The sequence below is a fragment of the Pseudomonas sp. IT-P100 genome, from assembly GCF_949767185.1.
Lineage (GTDB): Bacteria > Pseudomonadota > Gammaproteobacteria > Pseudomonadales > Pseudomonadaceae > Aquipseudomonas > Aquipseudomonas fluorescens_B.
The window spans coordinates 836,660-851,572 of record NZ_CATKQK010000011.1; the positions used below are offsets into that span (position 1 = coordinate 836,660).

Here is a 14,913-nt window from a genome sequence, read left to right on the forward strand (position 1 = left end):
ATCTTTGGTGAATCGGGATTGCCGATTCCGGCTCCGGTTACGAACCTGGCCTGACCCAGGTCAGCGACATCGCCATCGATGAACTGAAAGAACTCGGCGCCACCATCGAGTTCGTGCCGAACACCCCCTCGACAAACGCAATCCCGTGATCGCGACGCTGAAGGGCACCGGCTAGGCGAGGTGTGGGTACGCCAGCGCTGGACGGGTTCGGGATTGTGGGCGGCAATATTCATACGCCGGAGGAATACGCGGAGGTTGAGAGCGCGGCGCCGCGGATTTATCTGTTATCGCGGATGATATGGAGTTGGCCAAGAAACAAGTCGTCAATGCTGACGCCATCGCCGGCGGGCGTTGGCGTCAGAACAGATGCACGCTTTTACTCTTTAACGCTCATGAACTCTTCCGCCCAACGAATGTATTCCTCAGGCTGCGTGTAGGTATGCGTCAGTTCCGTCGCGCTCAGATCCGACGCCTGGGTGAAGATCTGCCGCTGCTCGCGCAGGCTGTCGTAGGTCGCCTTGATCGCCGCGAAGTACGCGCCATGCCCGTCGATGGTGACGCGCACGCCCAGTTCGGCCAGGCGATTGTCGTCGCGCAGCAGCGGGTTGCCGTAGGTGACCAGCATCAGCGGCACGCTCAGGTGTTCGGCAATCTGTTCGAGGTGATCGAAGTCACGCACGCCCACCATGCAAATCCCGTCCGCCCCGGCTTTCTGGTACTGCTGGGTACGGCTGATGACTTCCTGCACCGGCAGAATCCCGGCATTGGTGCGAGCCACGATTGCCATTTCCGTATCAACCCGTGCTTCCAGCGCGGCGCGGATCTTGCCGACACCTTCAGCGACGCCGATCAGGTCGGTGGACTTGCGGCCGAATTGCGCGGGCAACAGCGTGTCTTCGATGGTCAGGGCAGCCACGCCGGCGCGTTCGAGCTCGACAATGGTGCGCATGACGTTCAATGCATTGCCGTAGCCGTGATCGGCGTCGGCGATGACCGGCAATTGGGCAACGCGACCGATACGGGTGGCTTGCTCGGCGAACTCGCTGAGCGTGATCAGGGCGAAATCGGGGGCGCCCAGTACCTGCAGCGAGGCAACCGAACCACCCAGAATTCCCACTTCAAAACCCAGGTCCGCCGCGATGCGTGCCGACATCGGGTCGAAGACCGATGCCGTGTGATAGCACTTGTTGGACGCGAACAGTTCACGGAAGTTACGGCGCAAATCCTGATGGGAAAGCCTGGACATATGAGTTCCACCAATACAAAGGAATGGAAAGGCTTGAACAAGAGTGTCAACGCCGAAGATACAAAAGGCTATCACGCAACAGGGGTGAGAATGATGACGAATTTGCAGGGTGGCCCTGAACGGGCCCCATCCTGCTGGGCGGGAGGCCGTCTTTTCAGGCTGCCACAGCCTGTTGCTGTTGATTGAGCAGTAGCACTGCGCGTACGGAGTTGCCGGGTTGCAATTGCAGGCGTTTGGCGGTGAGTCGGTCGACAATCAGGCTGTTGCCCACCCGTCGGGCCGGGGCGGCGGTGATGCGGCAGTTTTCCAGTCGGCGGTTGTGGATCAGCCAGACCGGAGCCTGTTCGTCCGGGGTGCCGATGGCCAGCACCAGCGCCTGGCTGTCGCGCACGGTACGGATTTTCGACAGCGGTGCCTCGATGACCGGGCCGGCGTCGAAGATGTCGATATAGCCTTTGTGGGTGAAACCTTCGGCCGTGAGGATTTTCATCGCCGGCTCGGTGTTGGGGTGGGCCTTGCCGATCACGGCCTGGGCCTGCTCGGTGAGCAGGCAGGTGTACAGCGGTTGGCGCGGCATCAGTTCGGCGATGAACGCTTTGCTGCCCAGTCCCGACAAGTGATCCGCGTGGCTGAAGTCCATCTTGAAAAAGTGCCGGCCCAGGCTGTCCCAGAACGGTGAACAGCCTTGCTCATCGGCGCTGCCTCGCAGTTCGGCGATGAGCTTCTCGCCGAACAGGTGGGCGAATTCGGCCGCAAACAACAAGCGTCCCAACGACAGCAATCGGCCATTGCTGCCCTGGCGTTGATCGGGTCGCAGGAACAATGAACAGATTTCCGATTGCCCGGTCATTTCATTGTTCAGAAACAGGGTTGGAATCTGTCGCTGGATGCCCAGGTCCGGTGATGAACTGACTGTCAGCCCGACCCGATAGTTGTACCACGGCTCACGCAGCCCGACGGCCCCCGTCAGGGCACTGACCCCCACCACTTGCTGGTCATCGTCTTCGAGCACGAACAGGTAGTCGGCATCGGCCCTCTCGACCTGTTCGGCGAAGGTCCGTTGTGCCCAGCGCAGCCGGTGGGCCAGGCGATCCTCGTTGGCGGGCAGGGTGGTTAACCCCGGGCCAGCCTGCCGTACCAGTGCCAGCAGGGCGGGCAGGTCGGTGACGTGAACCGGACGGACAATCATGATGCAGCTCCTTCTACGGGCCGACGCAAATGCAGGGCATGGGGTCGGATGATGCTCACAGGGCGATCAACCGGATCGGGCTGCCTTCGCTCACGTTCAGGGCCGTGCACATCTCGGTGCTTAGGGGCACGGGATGTCCGGCGGTGTACTCCAGATCGGCGACGATGGCACGATAGTCCTTCAACGAATCGTTACTCACGAGATAGCGGCCGCGAGCATCGATGACGTCGCCCGGTGTTGCCGTGCCGGTCTGGCTTTGCGCGATGGAACGGATGCTGGCGAGACGCGCGTACAAGGTCGGGCCGCCGTCGAACAGGTCGATGTAGCTGTTGGTCTCGAACCCCTCGCGTTCAAGGATATCGAAGGCTTCCTGGCCATCGGGGTGGATGCGGCCGATGCAGTCCTGCGCCGCCTGAGGCAGCATCGGCACGTAGATCGGGTATTGCGGCATCAGTTCGGCCAGGAACGTCCGGCTCTCCAGCCCGCAAAGGCGCTCGGCCTCGGCGTAGGGCAAGTCGAAGAAATGTTTGCCCAGCGCATCCCAGAATGGCGACCCTCCTTCATCGTCGCTGTAGCCGACGATCTCGGTGATGACCGCTTCGGCAAAGCGCTGCGCATGAGCGGCAATGAACATCAGTCGCCCCCGTGACAGCAGTTCGGAGGACGGCGTACGCACCAGCGCCGCATCGATGTGAAAACCGCGCAGCAAGGTATGGCCGCTGAGGTCGTGACACAACGACAGCGCCGGCACGCCGTGCTCGATGTTCAGTTCTCGCGAGGCGCTGGTGAAATGGCGGTTGCGCAGGCTGTAGAACGGTTCGTCGAAACCGGCCGTGGCGAGGATCTCCGAGCAGCCTGCCAGGCGTCGGTTCGTCAGGTCCTCCAGCACGAAGAAGTAGTTTTCCGGGCCATGACCCTGGACGTCTTTGGCGAACGAGGCGCAGGAGTCGAGAATCCGCTCACGCAAGCGTTCGGTATCGTCCGGCAAGGACGTGACGCCGACCAGGCTTTCGCGCGCCAGTCGCTGCAGCTGGGGCAGGTCGGTTAACTCCACTGGGCGTAAGACCAGCATGGATGCACTCCTGTATCAAAGGGTTCGGCGATTGGCACGAACCTGACTATCACTGTCGGTTTCCACGCGTTTAATCGGCGGTCGCTTGATGGCTTGCCAGCGCCGCTCTTTTTCTAATCAGTCGTTATTCGGGACAGCACTGTTTCGGCGTCCCATGCAATTGAGAGGCCGGTCGGGTTCTGGCAACGGAGGCGGTGGTTCATGTCTCTGGGAGAGGGCATCCGGGCTCCTGCTGGATGGGGGGGTGTTGTTTACATTTTATAATCCGTTACAGCAGTATTTATTTATCCCGCGCCCCATGTCTAGTGAATTTTTGCGCGGTCCTGTCCAGCCCCAATATGGGGCGAAATGCCCGTAGGTCGGGGGCTACACGGATGTCGATCAGCGTTGTAGGCCCTCGCTGACAGTGATGTCGGAGATCGCTGTTTTTTAGGGAGGATCGGTGTAATGAAACGCCCCCGATCGCACTTCTTACGGCACAATTACGCCTGAATGGTGGCTTGACGCCGTTTTCTTTTCCTTAAACCGAGTGATCTTTCGTGCAGGCAACCCGTTTGACCCTGATGTGCCACGCTCGAACCGTCGCACAGAAATTGGCGCGTTTTCCTACGGATGAGCCTGTTGAGATGGATTGGCAATCGGCACAAGGCTCCCTTCGTTCCCGGTTCAAGGGGACGCCGCGGCTGTTCAGCGGACCGGAACGTCGAGCACGGCAAACCGCCGGGTTGTTCGGCAGTGATGTGGAGATTGTCGAGGCGCTGAGGGATTGCGATTTTGGACGCTGGAACGGCGCGCAGATCGATGATCTGCAGAAATCCGAACCGCAGGCACTGCAGGCCTGGCTCGATGATCCGCATTCCGCGCCTCACGGTGGCGAGTCGGTAGCAAAACTGGGTGACCGGGTGGCTGCATGGCTCAAGACACTGGAAGCTACGCCGGGCCACATCGTTGCCATCACCCATCCATTTGTCATTCGTGCGGCGTTGACCCGGATGTTGCAAAGCCCGTCGTTTAATCGGGTCGACGTCGAACCGCTGTCAGCTATCGAGTTGCGGTTCAATGGTTGCTGGCGTTTGCGTTTGTCGAGCGCTGACGTTGAGGGAGGGTATTAATGAAAAAACTGATGGTCATCGGCATCGGTGCCGGCAATCCCGACTACATCACGATGCAGGCCGTGAAGGCGCTGAACCTGGTTGATGTGTTTTTCCTGATGGACAAAGGCCAGAGCAAGGACAAGCTGATCGACCTGCGTCGCGAGATTTGCGAACGCTACATCAGCGAACACGTTTACCGCTTCGTTGAAGCGCATAGTCCGGAGCGTGAGCGCGGTGATGTGGACTACAAGGCCAGTGTGGAAGATCTGAACCTTGCCAAGCAGCTGACCTTCGAGCGGCTGATCAATGAGGAAATGTCCGACGGCCAGTGCGGCGGTTTCCTCGTGTGGGGCGATCCGGCGTTGTATGACAGCACCATCAGAATCCTGCAGGCGATTCTGGCGTCGGGCCGATGTGACTTCGAGTTTGAAGTGATCCCCGGCATCACCAGCGTTCAGGCGTTGGCGGCGCAGCACAAGGTGCCGCTGAACCGGATCGGTCGATCCATTGAAATCACTACCGGCAGGCGGTTGGCGGCCGGGCAGGTGAGTGATGCCGACAGCCTGGTGGTGATGCTGGACGCGGAAGACTCCTACCATCAGGTGGCGGATCAGGAGACAGAGATTTACTGGGGCGCTTACCTGGGGACGCCGGATGAAATCCTCATCAGCGGCAAGCTCAAGGACGTGGCGGATGAGATCGAGCGGGTGCGCAAGGCCGCGCGGTTGGCCAACGGGTGGATTATGGATACGTATCTTTTGCGTAAGCCTTGAGGTCAGGGGGGCACGGGCCTCAAATTCCCGTTTTGACCTCCCGTCCAAACCGCTCCCGATACACCGACGGCGGCACGCCGACCACGTTGCGAAACGCCACCCGGAAACTTTCCACCGAGCGATAGCCGCAATGTTCGGCAATCCGGTCGGTGTTCTGGCTCGTGCTTTCCAGCAACTCCCGAGCCCGCGCCAGGCGTTCATGTTGCAACCACGCTTTGGGCGGCATACCGGTCGCTTCTGTGAACCGACGCAGAAAAGTGCGCTCACTCATGGCCGCTTCGCTGGCCAGGTCGCGAACCTCCAGGGGTTCATGCAAGCGCTCACGAGCCCACTGCATCACGCGTGAAAGATCGCTGCGCGGCGTAGGACTGACCGGTGTCGGAATGAACTGCGCCTGGCCGCCGGTGCGTTGCGGTGACATCACCAGTCGCCGCGCCACCGAATTGGCCACTTGCGTACCGAAATCCCGCGCCACCAGGTGCAGGCAGGCATCGATACCGGCAGCGCTGCCCGCTGAGGTAATCAGTTGCCCCGAGTCGACGTAAAGTACGTCGGGGTCCACCAGAATGTTCGGGAATCGCTCGGCCAGTTCCGCAGTGTAGCGCCAATGCGTGGTAGCGCCGTGACCGTCGAGCAAACCGGTCGCCGCCAGCACGAACACACCGGAGCAGATCGACAGCAACCGCGCCCCGCGCGCATGGGCCTGGCGCAGGGCTGCGAGCAACGTTTCGGGCACCGGGGCGCTGCGATCACGCCAGCCGGGAATGATGATGGTTCGGGCGTCGCGGAGCAGTTCCATGCCGCCATCGGCCAGCACCTGAATCCCGCCCATGGCGCGCATCGGGCTCTGGTCGACGGCGGCGATCCGGTGCTCGTACCAGGGGAAATCGAACTCCGGCCGTGCCAGGCCGAAGATCTCCACGGCGATGCCGAACTCGAATGTGCAGAGGCCATCGTAGGCCAGAATCGCGACCAATCCAGGGGTGGGCTGCATTTGGCGGAAAGTTCCCGGTGAGTGTCTTGTGCGCCACTTTAGCCGCTGGCGACTGGGGAATAAAGTCTTCTCACACCCACCGAGACACTGGAGTACGACCCATGACCAGCCTGGTCCGCAATGTTCCCGCCGCACCATCGGCCATTGCCCTGATGCATTTCAGCAACCGTCTGACCTTTGAAACCGACTGTTCCGACGTCTACAACAGTCAACAGGCGGGGGACGTGGATTTTGTCCTGGTGGACGTGCGCGGTCCGCAGGCGTTCGAGCGCGGACATGTGCCGGGCGCAATCAATTTGCCGGTGCGACTGCTGACCGCCGAAGGATTGGCGGGTTACGGTAAATCCACGCTGTTCGTGGTGTATTGCGCCGGGCCACACTGCAACGGTGCCAACAAGGCCGCGGTGAAACTGGCGGCGCTGGGTTACCCGGTCAAGGAAATGATCGGCGGGGTGACCGGGTGGCTGGATGAAGGACTTGAGTTGAGCGCACAGGTGCAACAGCCTGCGGTGACCGTCATCGGTTGCGAATGCTGAACTTCAGGCAACGCTGATCAAATGTGGCGAGGGAGCTTGCTCCCGCTGGGTCGCGAAGCGGCCCCAGAAACTGCGACCCGATTCGTTCAGTCACTGCGCATTCGCAAGGACTGCGGCCGCTTCGCAGCCGAGCGGGAGCAAGCTCCCTCGCCACAAAAGCACCTGCCGTAAACCTTCTGCCACAAAAGCACCTGACACTAAAGCACTTGCCACATTTACCACAAAGGCATCGGCCACAGAGTCAGCGGGCGCCTGAAGCCGCCCACCATTTGTCCAGCGTCGCCTGCAACCAGTCAAAAACGGCTGCATGGGCGGCGCTGTCCGGTTCTCCCCGCGGCAACGGCGACTCATCGGCAAAGTGCGCATTGAGCGTCGCCACCGATTCTGCATTCCACTCCGGATGAAACTGCAACCCCACCCGCGCAGGGCCTACCCGATACATCTGCTGCTCGCACTGATCGCTGCTGGCCAGCAACTGCGCGCCGGGTGGCAGGTCTATCGCATCTTCGTGCCACTCCAGCACTTTCAGCTCCTGGCCATCGGCAAACGTCACTGAGGTCCAGCCCGTTTCGGTCCGATCCATCCGCCGCACATTTCCGCCCAGACCCAGCGCCAATAACTGCGCTCCCAGGCATATCGCAAACACCGCAGCGCCTCGATCCAGGCAGCCCGCCAGCCACTGCCGTTCGGCCTCCAGCCACACCGGTCCGGCGTTGGACTCATAAGGCCCGCCCAACACAATCAGCGGTTGCGCACTCACGGGTGGTAACTGGCCAAGGTCTGCGCGAAAGACATTCAACGGCAGCCCCCGCAACTCGGCCCACTCGGCAATCGCGCCCGGACCTTCAGCCGGGTGGTGCTGGATCAGGTTCAGCCCGCAGATTTCATTGTTCATTCAGCTCGCCTTTTTTATAAATATTTGTCGCCTATGCACAATTTGCACGCCGACAGCCGCTCTAGACTGCCCGCCACTTCGGTCTTCTCCAATAAAAAAGCTCTGACCGAAAGCTACCAATCGAACGCTGCCAATAAAAGCCTCCGCACACAGGAGTTATAAATGAAGAAGCTAGTGATGTTCGGTGCCCTGGCACTGTCGATGTTGTCCCTGACCGCCGTGGCCGAAGACGCCAAGCCGATCCGCATCGGTATCGAAGCCGGTTACCCGCCATTCTCGATGAAGACCCCTGATGGCAAACTCACCGGTTTCGACGTCGATATCGGCGACGCGCTGTGCGAGCAGATGAAAGCGAAGTGTGTCTGGGTCGAGCAAGAGTTCGACGGCCTGATCCCGGCCCTGAAGGTCAAGAAAATCGACGCGATCCTGTCGTCCATGACCATTACCGACGACCGTAAGAAAAACGTCGATTTCACCATCAAGTACTACCACACCCCGGCGCGCTTCGTGATGAAGGAAGGCTCCGACGTGAAAGACCCGCTGACCGAACTCAAGGGCAAGAAAGTCGGTGTGCTGCGCGCCAGTACCCACGACCGCTTCGCCACTGAAGTGCTGCAACCGGCCGGCATTATCCTGGTGCGTTACGGCTCCCAGCAGGAAGCCAACCTGGACATGGTCTCCGGCCGCCTCGACGCGATGCTGGCCGACTCGGTCAACCTCGACGACGGTTTCCTGAAAACCGATGCCGGGAAAGGCTTCGCGTTTGTTGGTCCGACCTATGAAGACGCCAAGTACTTCGGCGGCGGTGCCGGCATTGCGGTGCGCAAGGGTGATAAAGAGCTGGCGGACAAATTCAACACCGCCATCACTGAAATCCGCGCTAACGGCAAGTACAAGCAAGTGCAGGACAAGTATTTTGACTTTGACGTATACGGTCATTAATACGCTGTAAAAAAGTGGCCTCCGTTGACGCGGTGGCCGCTTTTTTTATGCTGTCATTTCTATGAAATGAGAACCCTGTGGGAGCGAGCCTGCTCGCGATAGCGACCTATCAGTCGACATTAATGTTGAATGTCAGTCCGCTATCGCGAGCAGGCTCGCTCCCACAGGGGACCTCACTGTTTTGATATTCAGGAGTTCTCCCATGCAACGCATTGACCATCCACTGCCCTGGAGCCACCTGGGCACCGAACGCTCCCTCAGCGTGTTTCGTTATGGCGCCGGCACCCGCAAGGTTTACATCCAGGCCAGCTTGCACGCGGATGAATTGCCAGGGATGCGCACGGCCTGGGAACTGAAGAAACGCCTGGCAGAACTGGAAACCCAGGGCCAGTTGCAAGGCGTGATCGAACTGGTGCCGGTGGCCAATCCCATCGGTCTGGACCAGCACCTGCAAGGCAGCCACATGGGCCGTTTCGAACTTGGCAGCGGCAAGAACTTCAACCGCTCGTTCGTCGAGTTGAGCGCGCCAGTGGGCGAATTGATCGGCGACCGGTTGGGTGCCGATGCAAGCGCCAATATCGCGTTGATTCGTCAGACCATGGGCCAGGTGCTCGACGATTTGCCTGCACCCAAGTCGCAACTGGAAGCCATGCACCGTTTGCTGTTGCGCCACGCCTGCGACGCCGACATCACCCTCGACCTGCATTGCGATTTCGAAGCGGCCATTCATATTTATGCACTGCCGCAACACTGGCCGCAGTGGCAGCCACTGGCGGCTCGCTTGAAGGCGGGCGTGGCGCTGCTGTGTGAAGATTCTGGCGGCAGTTCATTCGACGAATCCTGCTCCTCGCCGTGGTTGCGACTGGCCAGGGCGTTTCCCGAGGCGGCGATTCCGCCGGCCAACCTGGCGACAACGCTGGAGCTGGGCAGCATGGGCGATACCCGCGTCGATCAGGCCCAAGCCAATTGCGAGGCTATTCTCGGGTTCCTCGCCGAACAGGGTTTCATCAAAGGCACCTGGCCAGCGGCACCGAGTGAATGTTGTGAAGGCATGCCTTTCGAAGGCACGGAGTATCTGTTTGCGCCCCATCATGGCGTGGTCAGTTTCCTGCGCGATGCGGGTGAATGGGTGGAGCAGGGGGATGCGTTGTTTGAAGTGGTTGATCCGTTGAACGACCGGGTTACTACCGTGCGCGCCGGGACCCGCGGGGTGTTGTTTGCGATTGATCGTGGGCGCTATACGCAACCCGGGACGTGGCAGGCGAAGGTGGCGGGGCGTGAGCCGATTCGGGCCGGGAAGTTGATCAACGACTGAGCGCAAGTTTTTTAGTGCTCTATCGAGCCTCTTCGCGAGCAAGCCCCCACATTTGAAACGCCTTCCCCTGTGGGAGCGGGCTTGCTCGCGAAGAGGCCATGCGGGGCAGCGAAAATCCCTCGACCGGCTTCACAATGTTAGGCTCTGCCCCGAATCCTGCGCTTTGTGAAGGAAGGTTTATGTTGAAGGTTCTCGCTCTGCTGACACTCCTGGCGTCCGCCGCCGTCCACGCTCAAACCCCGCTGCACACTGATCTGCCGCTCAAGTACCTGGCGCAAGCCAACCCCGAATCGGTCAATCAGCCTCTGGTTATTTTTCTCCACGGCTACGGCAGTAACGAACAGGACCTGTTCGGCATCAAGGATGAATTGCCTGCCCAATACAACTTCCTGTCGGTGCGGGCTCCGATGGTGATGGAAGAGGGCAGTTATCAATGGTTTCGCAAGAAAGGCGAAGGTGCCTACAACGGCGAGACGGATGATCTGAAGGCCAGCGGCCAGGTGTTGCTGGATTTCATCGCACAGGCTGCGAAGAAATATCACACAGAACCGAACAAGGTTTTCCTGGTGGGCTTCAGTCAGGGCGCGATCATGTCCTACGAGGTCGCGCTACGTCATCCCGAGGCGGTGGGCGGGATTGCCGCGTTGAGCGGGCGGATTCTGCCGGTGCTCAAGTCAGCGCTCAAACCGGATGAAAAACGCCAGAAACTGGCGATTTTCATCGGGCATGGCACGGCGGACAAACGCCTTCCCTTCAACGACGGCACTGAAGCGGACAGCCTGTTGCAGAGTCTGTCACTCAAGCCCGAGTTCCATGCCTACCCGGGCGTCGGGCACAGCATCAGTGCCACCGAGATGCAGGACTTGAGCGCCTGGTTGCAGCGGCTCAACCCCTGAGCCTTACTTGCCGCTGACGATCTGTTTGACCAGTGCTTCGTGGCCGGCATTGTCGCTGAGGCGGGAAATCACCTGAACCAGCGCCATGCGCGTGCCCGAGGCAGCCATCAGCGTGGTATCGAGGGTTTTGCCGCCGCCCTGGGTGGCGATGCTGTCGATCTGTCGCAGCCCCAGGCCGGTGCCTTTCTGAGTGATGCTTTTTTCGCTGAGCTTGGTGAAATCCGGCAGTGCCTTGGCTTGCTCGGTGGCGAAGTCGGACGCCGTGGCGTCGAGGAACTCACCGTCGTTGTCCTTGGCATTGACGCCACCGGGGATGGTGTTTTCAGCAGCGATCACCACGGTTTTCGTGGTTTCGTTGGTGTACATGGTGCCACTCGCGCCGGTCGAGCTCGGTGGCAGAGGGTTGGCGATGAAGCCCTTGGGCAGGGTGAAGGTGAATTTATTGCCCAGCATCGAGACTTTCTGCGTCGACGCCGCCTCTTTGGCCACGACCTTGGCAGCCTGCGCGTTCAAAGCCCCCAGGCTGGCAACCGCCAGCAGCAGGACAACGGCTTTTTTACTCAACAGTGACATTCAAAATCTCCAGGGTGGTCTCGCGGTGGGGGGCGATCATCCCATGGAGGTCGTGACGCATTCCAGCGTGGGCTAACGGACGGTCGGGTAAACCGCTTTTGAATGTAGCCAGTGTCGCCGTGGTGAGAGCCGAGCCCTCACCACGGGAACGAGTATCGCAAACGGCTTACTGCGCCTGATTCTGCGGAAACAGATTGCGGCGGGTTTCTTCGTCGAACTCGGCCTTCAACACCAGTTTCTCTTTAAGACCCTGGGCACGCTGCGCTGCCGGGCGGGCGCTGATTTCATCGAACAGACGCTTGACGTTCGGGTACGCCGCCAGGCCATTCTCGCCGAGGATGTACGGCGCATAACCGGCCCAGCCCCAGAGCGCCATGTCGGCGATGCTGTAGGTGTCGCCCGCCAGATAGGGATGATCGGCCAGGCGCTGGTCGAGTACGCGGTAATGGCGTTCGACTTCCTTGAGATAGCGGTTTTTCGCGTAAGCCAGGTCTTCCGGTGCGTGATGCAGGAAATGCACAGCCTGGCCGGAGAATGGCGACAGGCCGGTGGCGATGAACATCAGCCACGACAGCAGTTCGGCTTGCCCGGTGATCGAGGTCGGCAGGAAGCGTTGATGTTTTTGCGCGAGGTGCAGCAGGATTGCCTGGGAGTCGAAGACCGTGGCGTCGCCATCGACCAAGGCTGGCACCTTGGCGTTCGGGTTGATCGCCAGGAACGCTGGCTGATGTTGCTCGCCCTTGAAGGTGTCGACGCCGATCAATTCGTACGGCGTTTGCAGCTCTTCGAGCAGCAGGGCAGCTTTCATCGGGTTGGGCGAAGGGTGGAAAAAGAACTTCATGGTGTAGGCCTCAGTCAGTGATGGGTAAGTAACTGAGGCTGATGGTCGGCTAAACCCGTTCGATTGACGTACGAGGTTGTTGTTCTATTCGTTCGAAATAGTTGAACGAGTTGTCGGTGTATTCACGGGTTTGGCCAACAGGCGTTTGGTGACGCCGAGCATGGCCACGGACACTGCGACGCCGACGCCGAAGCCGCTCAGGCCCATGACGGGCAACGTCAGTGCTAGGACGAGGCAGAACGCTGCGAATGAATACATGCCCGTCGCTGTGGCTCGCAACAAGGCCGCAGTAAAGGCTGGCCCGCGGGTTTGCTGGGAAAACACTGCCATCACGCTGCCCAATACCGGGAACACCGCGAGCAGGCCGCTCCAGCGTTCGCCGACGGTGCTCGCCAGTAAGGTCACGGCGAGGGTGAGCAGGGCGCCAGCGATCATGCGCAGCAACAATTTATCGGACTTGGGTGCGGAGCCTGAAACGATGGGCTGTACGGTCGGGAACAGATACGGCGCCGCCAGCAGCGCAGTCGCGGCGGCGATGACGGAGAACGTCAGGGACGGCGGGATCACCGATAGCACAACGGCTGCCGTCGCCCAGACCAGCAGCGAAACGGTCAGTGCCCATGGCCATCCAGTCCGTTGTGCGACCTGGGCGTAGGTGACGCAGAAGGCGATCATCGCAAACATCGCGGATAACGCGGCGCTGGCCGATTGCGCGGCAAACACTTCGCCTTGCTCGATGGCGAGGAAAAACAGAATCGGCCCGACCACCACCGGCAACCCCGAAAGCCAACCGGCGACGCTCGGGCCCCAGCGTTTGCCCGCGAGGGAGATCAGCAAGAGAAACCCGGGAATGACCAGCAGTTTGAGCAGCAGCACGCTTGCGCCTCCGACCTGTGTGAGGGGGCAACGTTAGCATTGTGGGTGGCGGATTGCTCTATGGATATCGATGTTTTGTATACAAAGCGTCAGGTTTCAAAAGATCACCTTCCCTACGGGTTTTGCCTGTACATCAGTTCGAGTGAAACGTCTAAGCTGCCCCTCCCGTCTGTTTTCTGGAATAAGTGCGTGAAATTCAGTTTGCCCAAAGTCGCCACTGCGCCATTTTGCCCGCCGGAAGTGGCGGGCAGCGTTGCCGTTGACCCTCGCGCGTCATTCTTCAAGCGTGTCCTGCGTTTCGCCGGTCCGGGTTTGCTGGTGTCCATCGGCTACATGGACCCGGGTAACTGGGCCACCGCCATCGAGGCCGGTTCGCGGTTTGGCTACAGCCTGTTGTTCGTGGTGCTGCTGGCCAGTCTGGCGGGCATGGTGGTGCAGTGTTTGTGCTCGCGCCTGGGCATTGCCACCGGGCGGGACCTGGCGCAGTTGTCCCGCGAACGCTACAGCACGCGCACCGCGCGCACCCAATGGTTACTGGCGGAAATCTCGATCATCGCCACCGACCTTGCCGAAGTACTCGGCTGTGCGTTGGCATTCCATCTGTTGCTGGGTTGCTCGCTGACCTTCGGCATCGCCCTCACGGCGTTCGACACGCTGTTGGTGCTGGCCCTGCAGAATCGGGGCTTCCGCCGACTGGAAGCGATCATGCTGGTGCTGGTGAGCACCATCGGCGTGTGTTTCTTCGTTGAGTTGCTGTTGATCAAGCCTTACTGGCCGGACGTCGCACGGGGATTCACGCCGTCGTTGTCCGCCATCGGCGATGCCGCGCCGCTGTACCTGGCCATCGGGATTCTCGGGGCCACGGTGATGCCGCATAACTTGTACCTGCACACCTCGATCGTACAGACCCGGATGATCGGCAAGGACCTGGCCAGCAAGCAGGACGCCGTGAAGCTGGCGCGTATCGACACCATCGGCTCCCTGGCACTGGCGTTGCTGGTCAACGCCGCGATCCTGATTCTCGCGGCGGCGGCATTCCACAAGACCGGGCACACCGACGTGGTGGACATCCAGGACGCCTATCACCTGCTTGATCCACTGGTGGGCGGGGCGTTGGCCAGCGTGTTGTTTGGCGTTGCGTTGCTGGCGTCCGGTCAGAGTTCGACGTTCACCGGCACCATCGCGGGGCAGGTGATCATGGAGGGTTACCTGAACCTGCGGATTCCCTGCTGGCAACGGCGGTTGATTACACGAGGGCTGGCGCTGATCCCGGCGTTTATCGGCGTGTGGCTGATGGGGGACGATGCGATTGGCAAGCTGCTGGTGCTGAGTCAGGTGGTGTTGAGTCTGCAGCTGCCGTTTGCGCTTTATCCGCTGATCCGGATGACCAACGACCAGAAATTGATGGGGCCGTTTGTGAACCGACTGCCGACGCGGGTGTTGGCGTGGGGATTGTTTGTGGTGATCAGTGGGGCGAATAGCTGGTTGATTCTGCAGTTTTTGGCGTGACTGTCAGGGCTTCATCGCAGTCTTCCTCAGGCAAAAGGAACCCGGTGCATCTGATGTCTGCCAGCCCTTTGTGGCGAGGGAGCTTGCTCCCGCCGGGTTGCGAAGCAGCCCTGAAATCTCGGCAACTGTCGAAGATTTTGGGAGCGCTGCGCACTCCAGCGG

At 60.4% G+C, this 14,913-nt stretch carries 15 protein-coding genes and 1 pseudogene; 8 read left to right on the forward strand and 8 right to left on the reverse strand.

Annotation, left to right across the window (positions count from 1 at the left end):
* Nucleotides 1-23 precede the first annotated feature (23 nt).
* Nucleotides 24-172 (forward strand): annotated as a pseudogene (locus ACM6IQ_RS12250) (glutamate carboxypeptidase); the annotation flags it as partial.
* Between the two features lie 204 nt (nucleotides 173-376).
* Here ACM6IQ_RS12250 and ACM6IQ_RS12255 read toward each other — a convergent pair.
* From ACM6IQ_RS12255 to ACM6IQ_RS12265, 3 genes are all read right to left on the reverse strand, one after another.
* The gene (locus tag ACM6IQ_RS12255) at nucleotides 377-1,246 is read right to left on the reverse strand and encodes an isocitrate lyase/PEP mutase family protein (protein WP_017338000.1); all 870 of its coding nucleotides are present in this window, start codon (nucleotides 1,244-1,246) and stop codon (nucleotides 377-379) included.
* 154 nt (nucleotides 1,247-1,400) lie between these two features.
* Nucleotides 1,401-2,435, reverse strand: a complete 1,035-nt coding sequence (astA, locus tag ACM6IQ_RS12260; RefSeq protein ID WP_017338001.1) for an arginine N-succinyltransferase — start codon at nucleotides 2,433-2,435, stop codon at nucleotides 1,401-1,403.
* 55 nt (nucleotides 2,436-2,490) lie between these two features.
* A complete protein-coding gene (locus tag ACM6IQ_RS12265) occupies nucleotides 2,491-3,507 on the reverse strand; it encodes an arginine N-succinyltransferase (RefSeq protein WP_414878890.1) in 1,017 nt (338 codons plus the stop codon).
* Nucleotides 3,508-4,046: 539 nt separating this feature from the next.
* On the opposite strand from ACM6IQ_RS12265, the gene ACM6IQ_RS12270 reads away from it, so the two are divergent.
* Together ACM6IQ_RS12270 and cobF are read left to right on the forward strand one after the other, a co-directional pair.
* Nucleotides 4,047-4,619, forward strand: coding sequence for a histidine phosphatase family protein (locus ACM6IQ_RS12270; protein WP_414878891.1), 573 nt, complete (start codon nucleotides 4,047-4,049; stop codon nucleotides 4,617-4,619).
* Nucleotides 4,619-5,374, forward strand: a complete 756-nt coding sequence (cobF, locus tag ACM6IQ_RS12275; RefSeq protein WP_414878892.1) for a precorrin-6A synthase (deacetylating) — start codon at nucleotides 4,619-4,621, stop codon at nucleotides 5,372-5,374. The genes ACM6IQ_RS12270 and cobF overlap by 1 nt, the downstream gene beginning before the upstream one ends.
* Before the next feature lie 19 nt (nucleotides 5,375-5,393).
* Here cobF and ftrA read toward each other — a convergent pair whose 3' ends face one another.
* Nucleotides 5,394-6,368 (reverse strand): transcriptional regulator FtrA, encoded by a 975-nt coding sequence (ftrA, locus tag ACM6IQ_RS12280; protein ID WP_414878893.1) that lies wholly within the window; start codon nucleotides 6,366-6,368, stop codon nucleotides 5,394-5,396.
* Nucleotides 6,369-6,469: 101 nt separating this feature from the next.
* Between ftrA and ACM6IQ_RS12285 the strand changes: the two genes are divergently transcribed.
* Nucleotides 6,470-6,904: a rhodanese-like domain-containing protein gene (locus tag ACM6IQ_RS12285; protein WP_414878894.1), complete on the forward strand. Its 435-nt coding sequence runs from the start codon at nucleotides 6,470-6,472 to the stop codon at nucleotides 6,902-6,904.
* Between the two features lie 241 nt (nucleotides 6,905-7,145).
* Here the strand turns inward: ACM6IQ_RS12285 and ACM6IQ_RS12290 are convergent, their stop codons facing one another.
* Nucleotides 7,146-7,799: a type 1 glutamine amidotransferase gene (locus tag ACM6IQ_RS12290; RefSeq protein WP_414878895.1), complete on the reverse strand. Its 654-nt coding sequence runs from the start codon at nucleotides 7,797-7,799 to the stop codon at nucleotides 7,146-7,148.
* Between the two features lie 162 nt (nucleotides 7,800-7,961).
* Between ACM6IQ_RS12290 and ACM6IQ_RS12295 the strand changes: the two genes are divergently transcribed.
* From ACM6IQ_RS12295 to ACM6IQ_RS12305, 3 genes are all read left to right on the forward strand, one after another.
* Complete coding sequence (locus ACM6IQ_RS12295) at nucleotides 7,962-8,741, forward strand: ABC transporter substrate-binding protein (protein WP_414878896.1); 780 nt, start codon at nucleotides 7,962-7,964, stop codon at nucleotides 8,739-8,741.
* Nucleotides 8,742-8,943: 202 nt separating this feature from the next.
* Nucleotides 8,944-10,056 (forward strand): M14 family metallopeptidase, encoded by a 1,113-nt coding sequence (locus tag ACM6IQ_RS12300; RefSeq protein WP_414878897.1) that lies wholly within the window; start codon nucleotides 8,944-8,946, stop codon nucleotides 10,054-10,056.
* A 179-nt stretch (nucleotides 10,057-10,235) separates the two neighbouring features.
* A complete protein-coding gene (locus ACM6IQ_RS12305) occupies nucleotides 10,236-10,952 on the forward strand; it encodes an alpha/beta hydrolase (protein ID WP_414878898.1) in 717 nt (238 codons plus the stop codon).
* 3 nt (nucleotides 10,953-10,955) lie between these two features.
* On the opposite strand, the gene ACM6IQ_RS12310 is transcribed toward ACM6IQ_RS12305, so the two are convergent.
* The 3 genes from ACM6IQ_RS12310 to ACM6IQ_RS12320 all read right to left on the reverse strand — a co-directional run bounded on the left by ACM6IQ_RS12310 (nucleotide 10,956) and on the right by ACM6IQ_RS12320 (nucleotide 13,242).
* Nucleotides 10,956-11,525: a hypothetical protein gene (locus ACM6IQ_RS12310; protein ID WP_414878899.1), complete on the reverse strand. Its 570-nt coding sequence runs from the start codon at nucleotides 11,523-11,525 to the stop codon at nucleotides 10,956-10,958.
* A gap of 166 nt (nucleotides 11,526-11,691) precedes the next feature.
* Nucleotides 11,692-12,366 carry a glutathione S-transferase family protein gene (locus tag ACM6IQ_RS12315; RefSeq protein ID WP_414878900.1) on the reverse strand — a complete coding sequence of 225 codons (675 nt, stop codon included), beginning with the start codon at nucleotides 12,364-12,366 and terminating at the stop codon, nucleotides 11,692-11,694.
* Nucleotides 12,367-12,450: 84 nt separating this feature from the next.
* Complete coding sequence (locus ACM6IQ_RS12320; protein ID WP_414878901.1) at nucleotides 12,451-13,242, reverse strand: hypothetical protein; 792 nt, start codon at nucleotides 13,240-13,242, stop codon at nucleotides 12,451-12,453.
* Between the two features lie 189 nt (nucleotides 13,243-13,431).
* Between ACM6IQ_RS12320 and ACM6IQ_RS12325 the strand changes: the two genes are divergently transcribed.
* Nucleotides 13,432-14,751, forward strand: a complete 1,320-nt coding sequence (locus ACM6IQ_RS12325; protein WP_017338014.1) for an Nramp family divalent metal transporter — start codon at nucleotides 13,432-13,434, stop codon at nucleotides 14,749-14,751.
* Nucleotides 14,752-14,913: the final 162 nt, after the last annotated feature.

Excerpts from the sequence above, each read along its gene's own strand:
- ACM6IQ_RS12265 (WP_414878890.1), bottom strand. The coding sequence starts at position 3,507 with ATGCTGGTCTTACGCCCAGTGGAGTTAACCGACCTGCCCCAGCTGCAG.
- ACM6IQ_RS12290 (WP_414878895.1), bottom strand. The coding sequence starts at position 7,799 with ATGAACAATGAAATCTGCGGGCTGAACCTGATCCAGCACCACCCGGCT.
- ACM6IQ_RS12310 (WP_414878899.1), bottom strand. The coding sequence starts at position 11,525 with ATGTCACTGTTGAGTAAAAAAGCCGTTGTCCTGCTGCTGGCGGTTGCC.
- ftrA (WP_414878893.1), bottom strand. The coding sequence starts at position 6,368 with ATGCAGCCCACCCCTGGATTGGTCGCGATTCTGGCCTACGATGGCCTC.
- astA (WP_017338001.1), bottom strand. The coding sequence starts at position 2,435 with ATGATTGTCCGTCCGGTTCACGTCACCGACCTGCCCGCCCTGCTGGCA.
- ACM6IQ_RS12300 (WP_414878897.1), top strand. The coding sequence starts at position 8,944 with ATGCAACGCATTGACCATCCACTGCCCTGGAGCCACCTGGGCACCGAA.
- ACM6IQ_RS12255 (WP_017338000.1), bottom strand. The coding sequence starts at position 1,246 with ATGTCCAGGCTTTCCCATCAGGATTTGCGCCGTAACTTCCGTGAACTG.
- ACM6IQ_RS12295 (WP_414878896.1), top strand. The coding sequence starts at position 7,962 with ATGAAGAAGCTAGTGATGTTCGGTGCCCTGGCACTGTCGATGTTGTCC.
- ACM6IQ_RS12305 (WP_414878898.1), top strand. The coding sequence starts at position 10,236 with ATGTTGAAGGTTCTCGCTCTGCTGACACTCCTGGCGTCCGCCGCCGTC.
- ACM6IQ_RS12315 (WP_414878900.1), bottom strand. The coding sequence starts at position 12,366 with ATGAAGTTCTTTTTCCACCCTTCGCCCAACCCGATGAAAGCTGCCCTG.
- cobF (WP_414878892.1), top strand. The coding sequence starts at position 4,619 with ATGAAAAAACTGATGGTCATCGGCATCGGTGCCGGCAATCCCGACTAC.
- ACM6IQ_RS12285 (WP_414878894.1), top strand. The coding sequence starts at position 6,470 with ATGACCAGCCTGGTCCGCAATGTTCCCGCCGCACCATCGGCCATTGCC.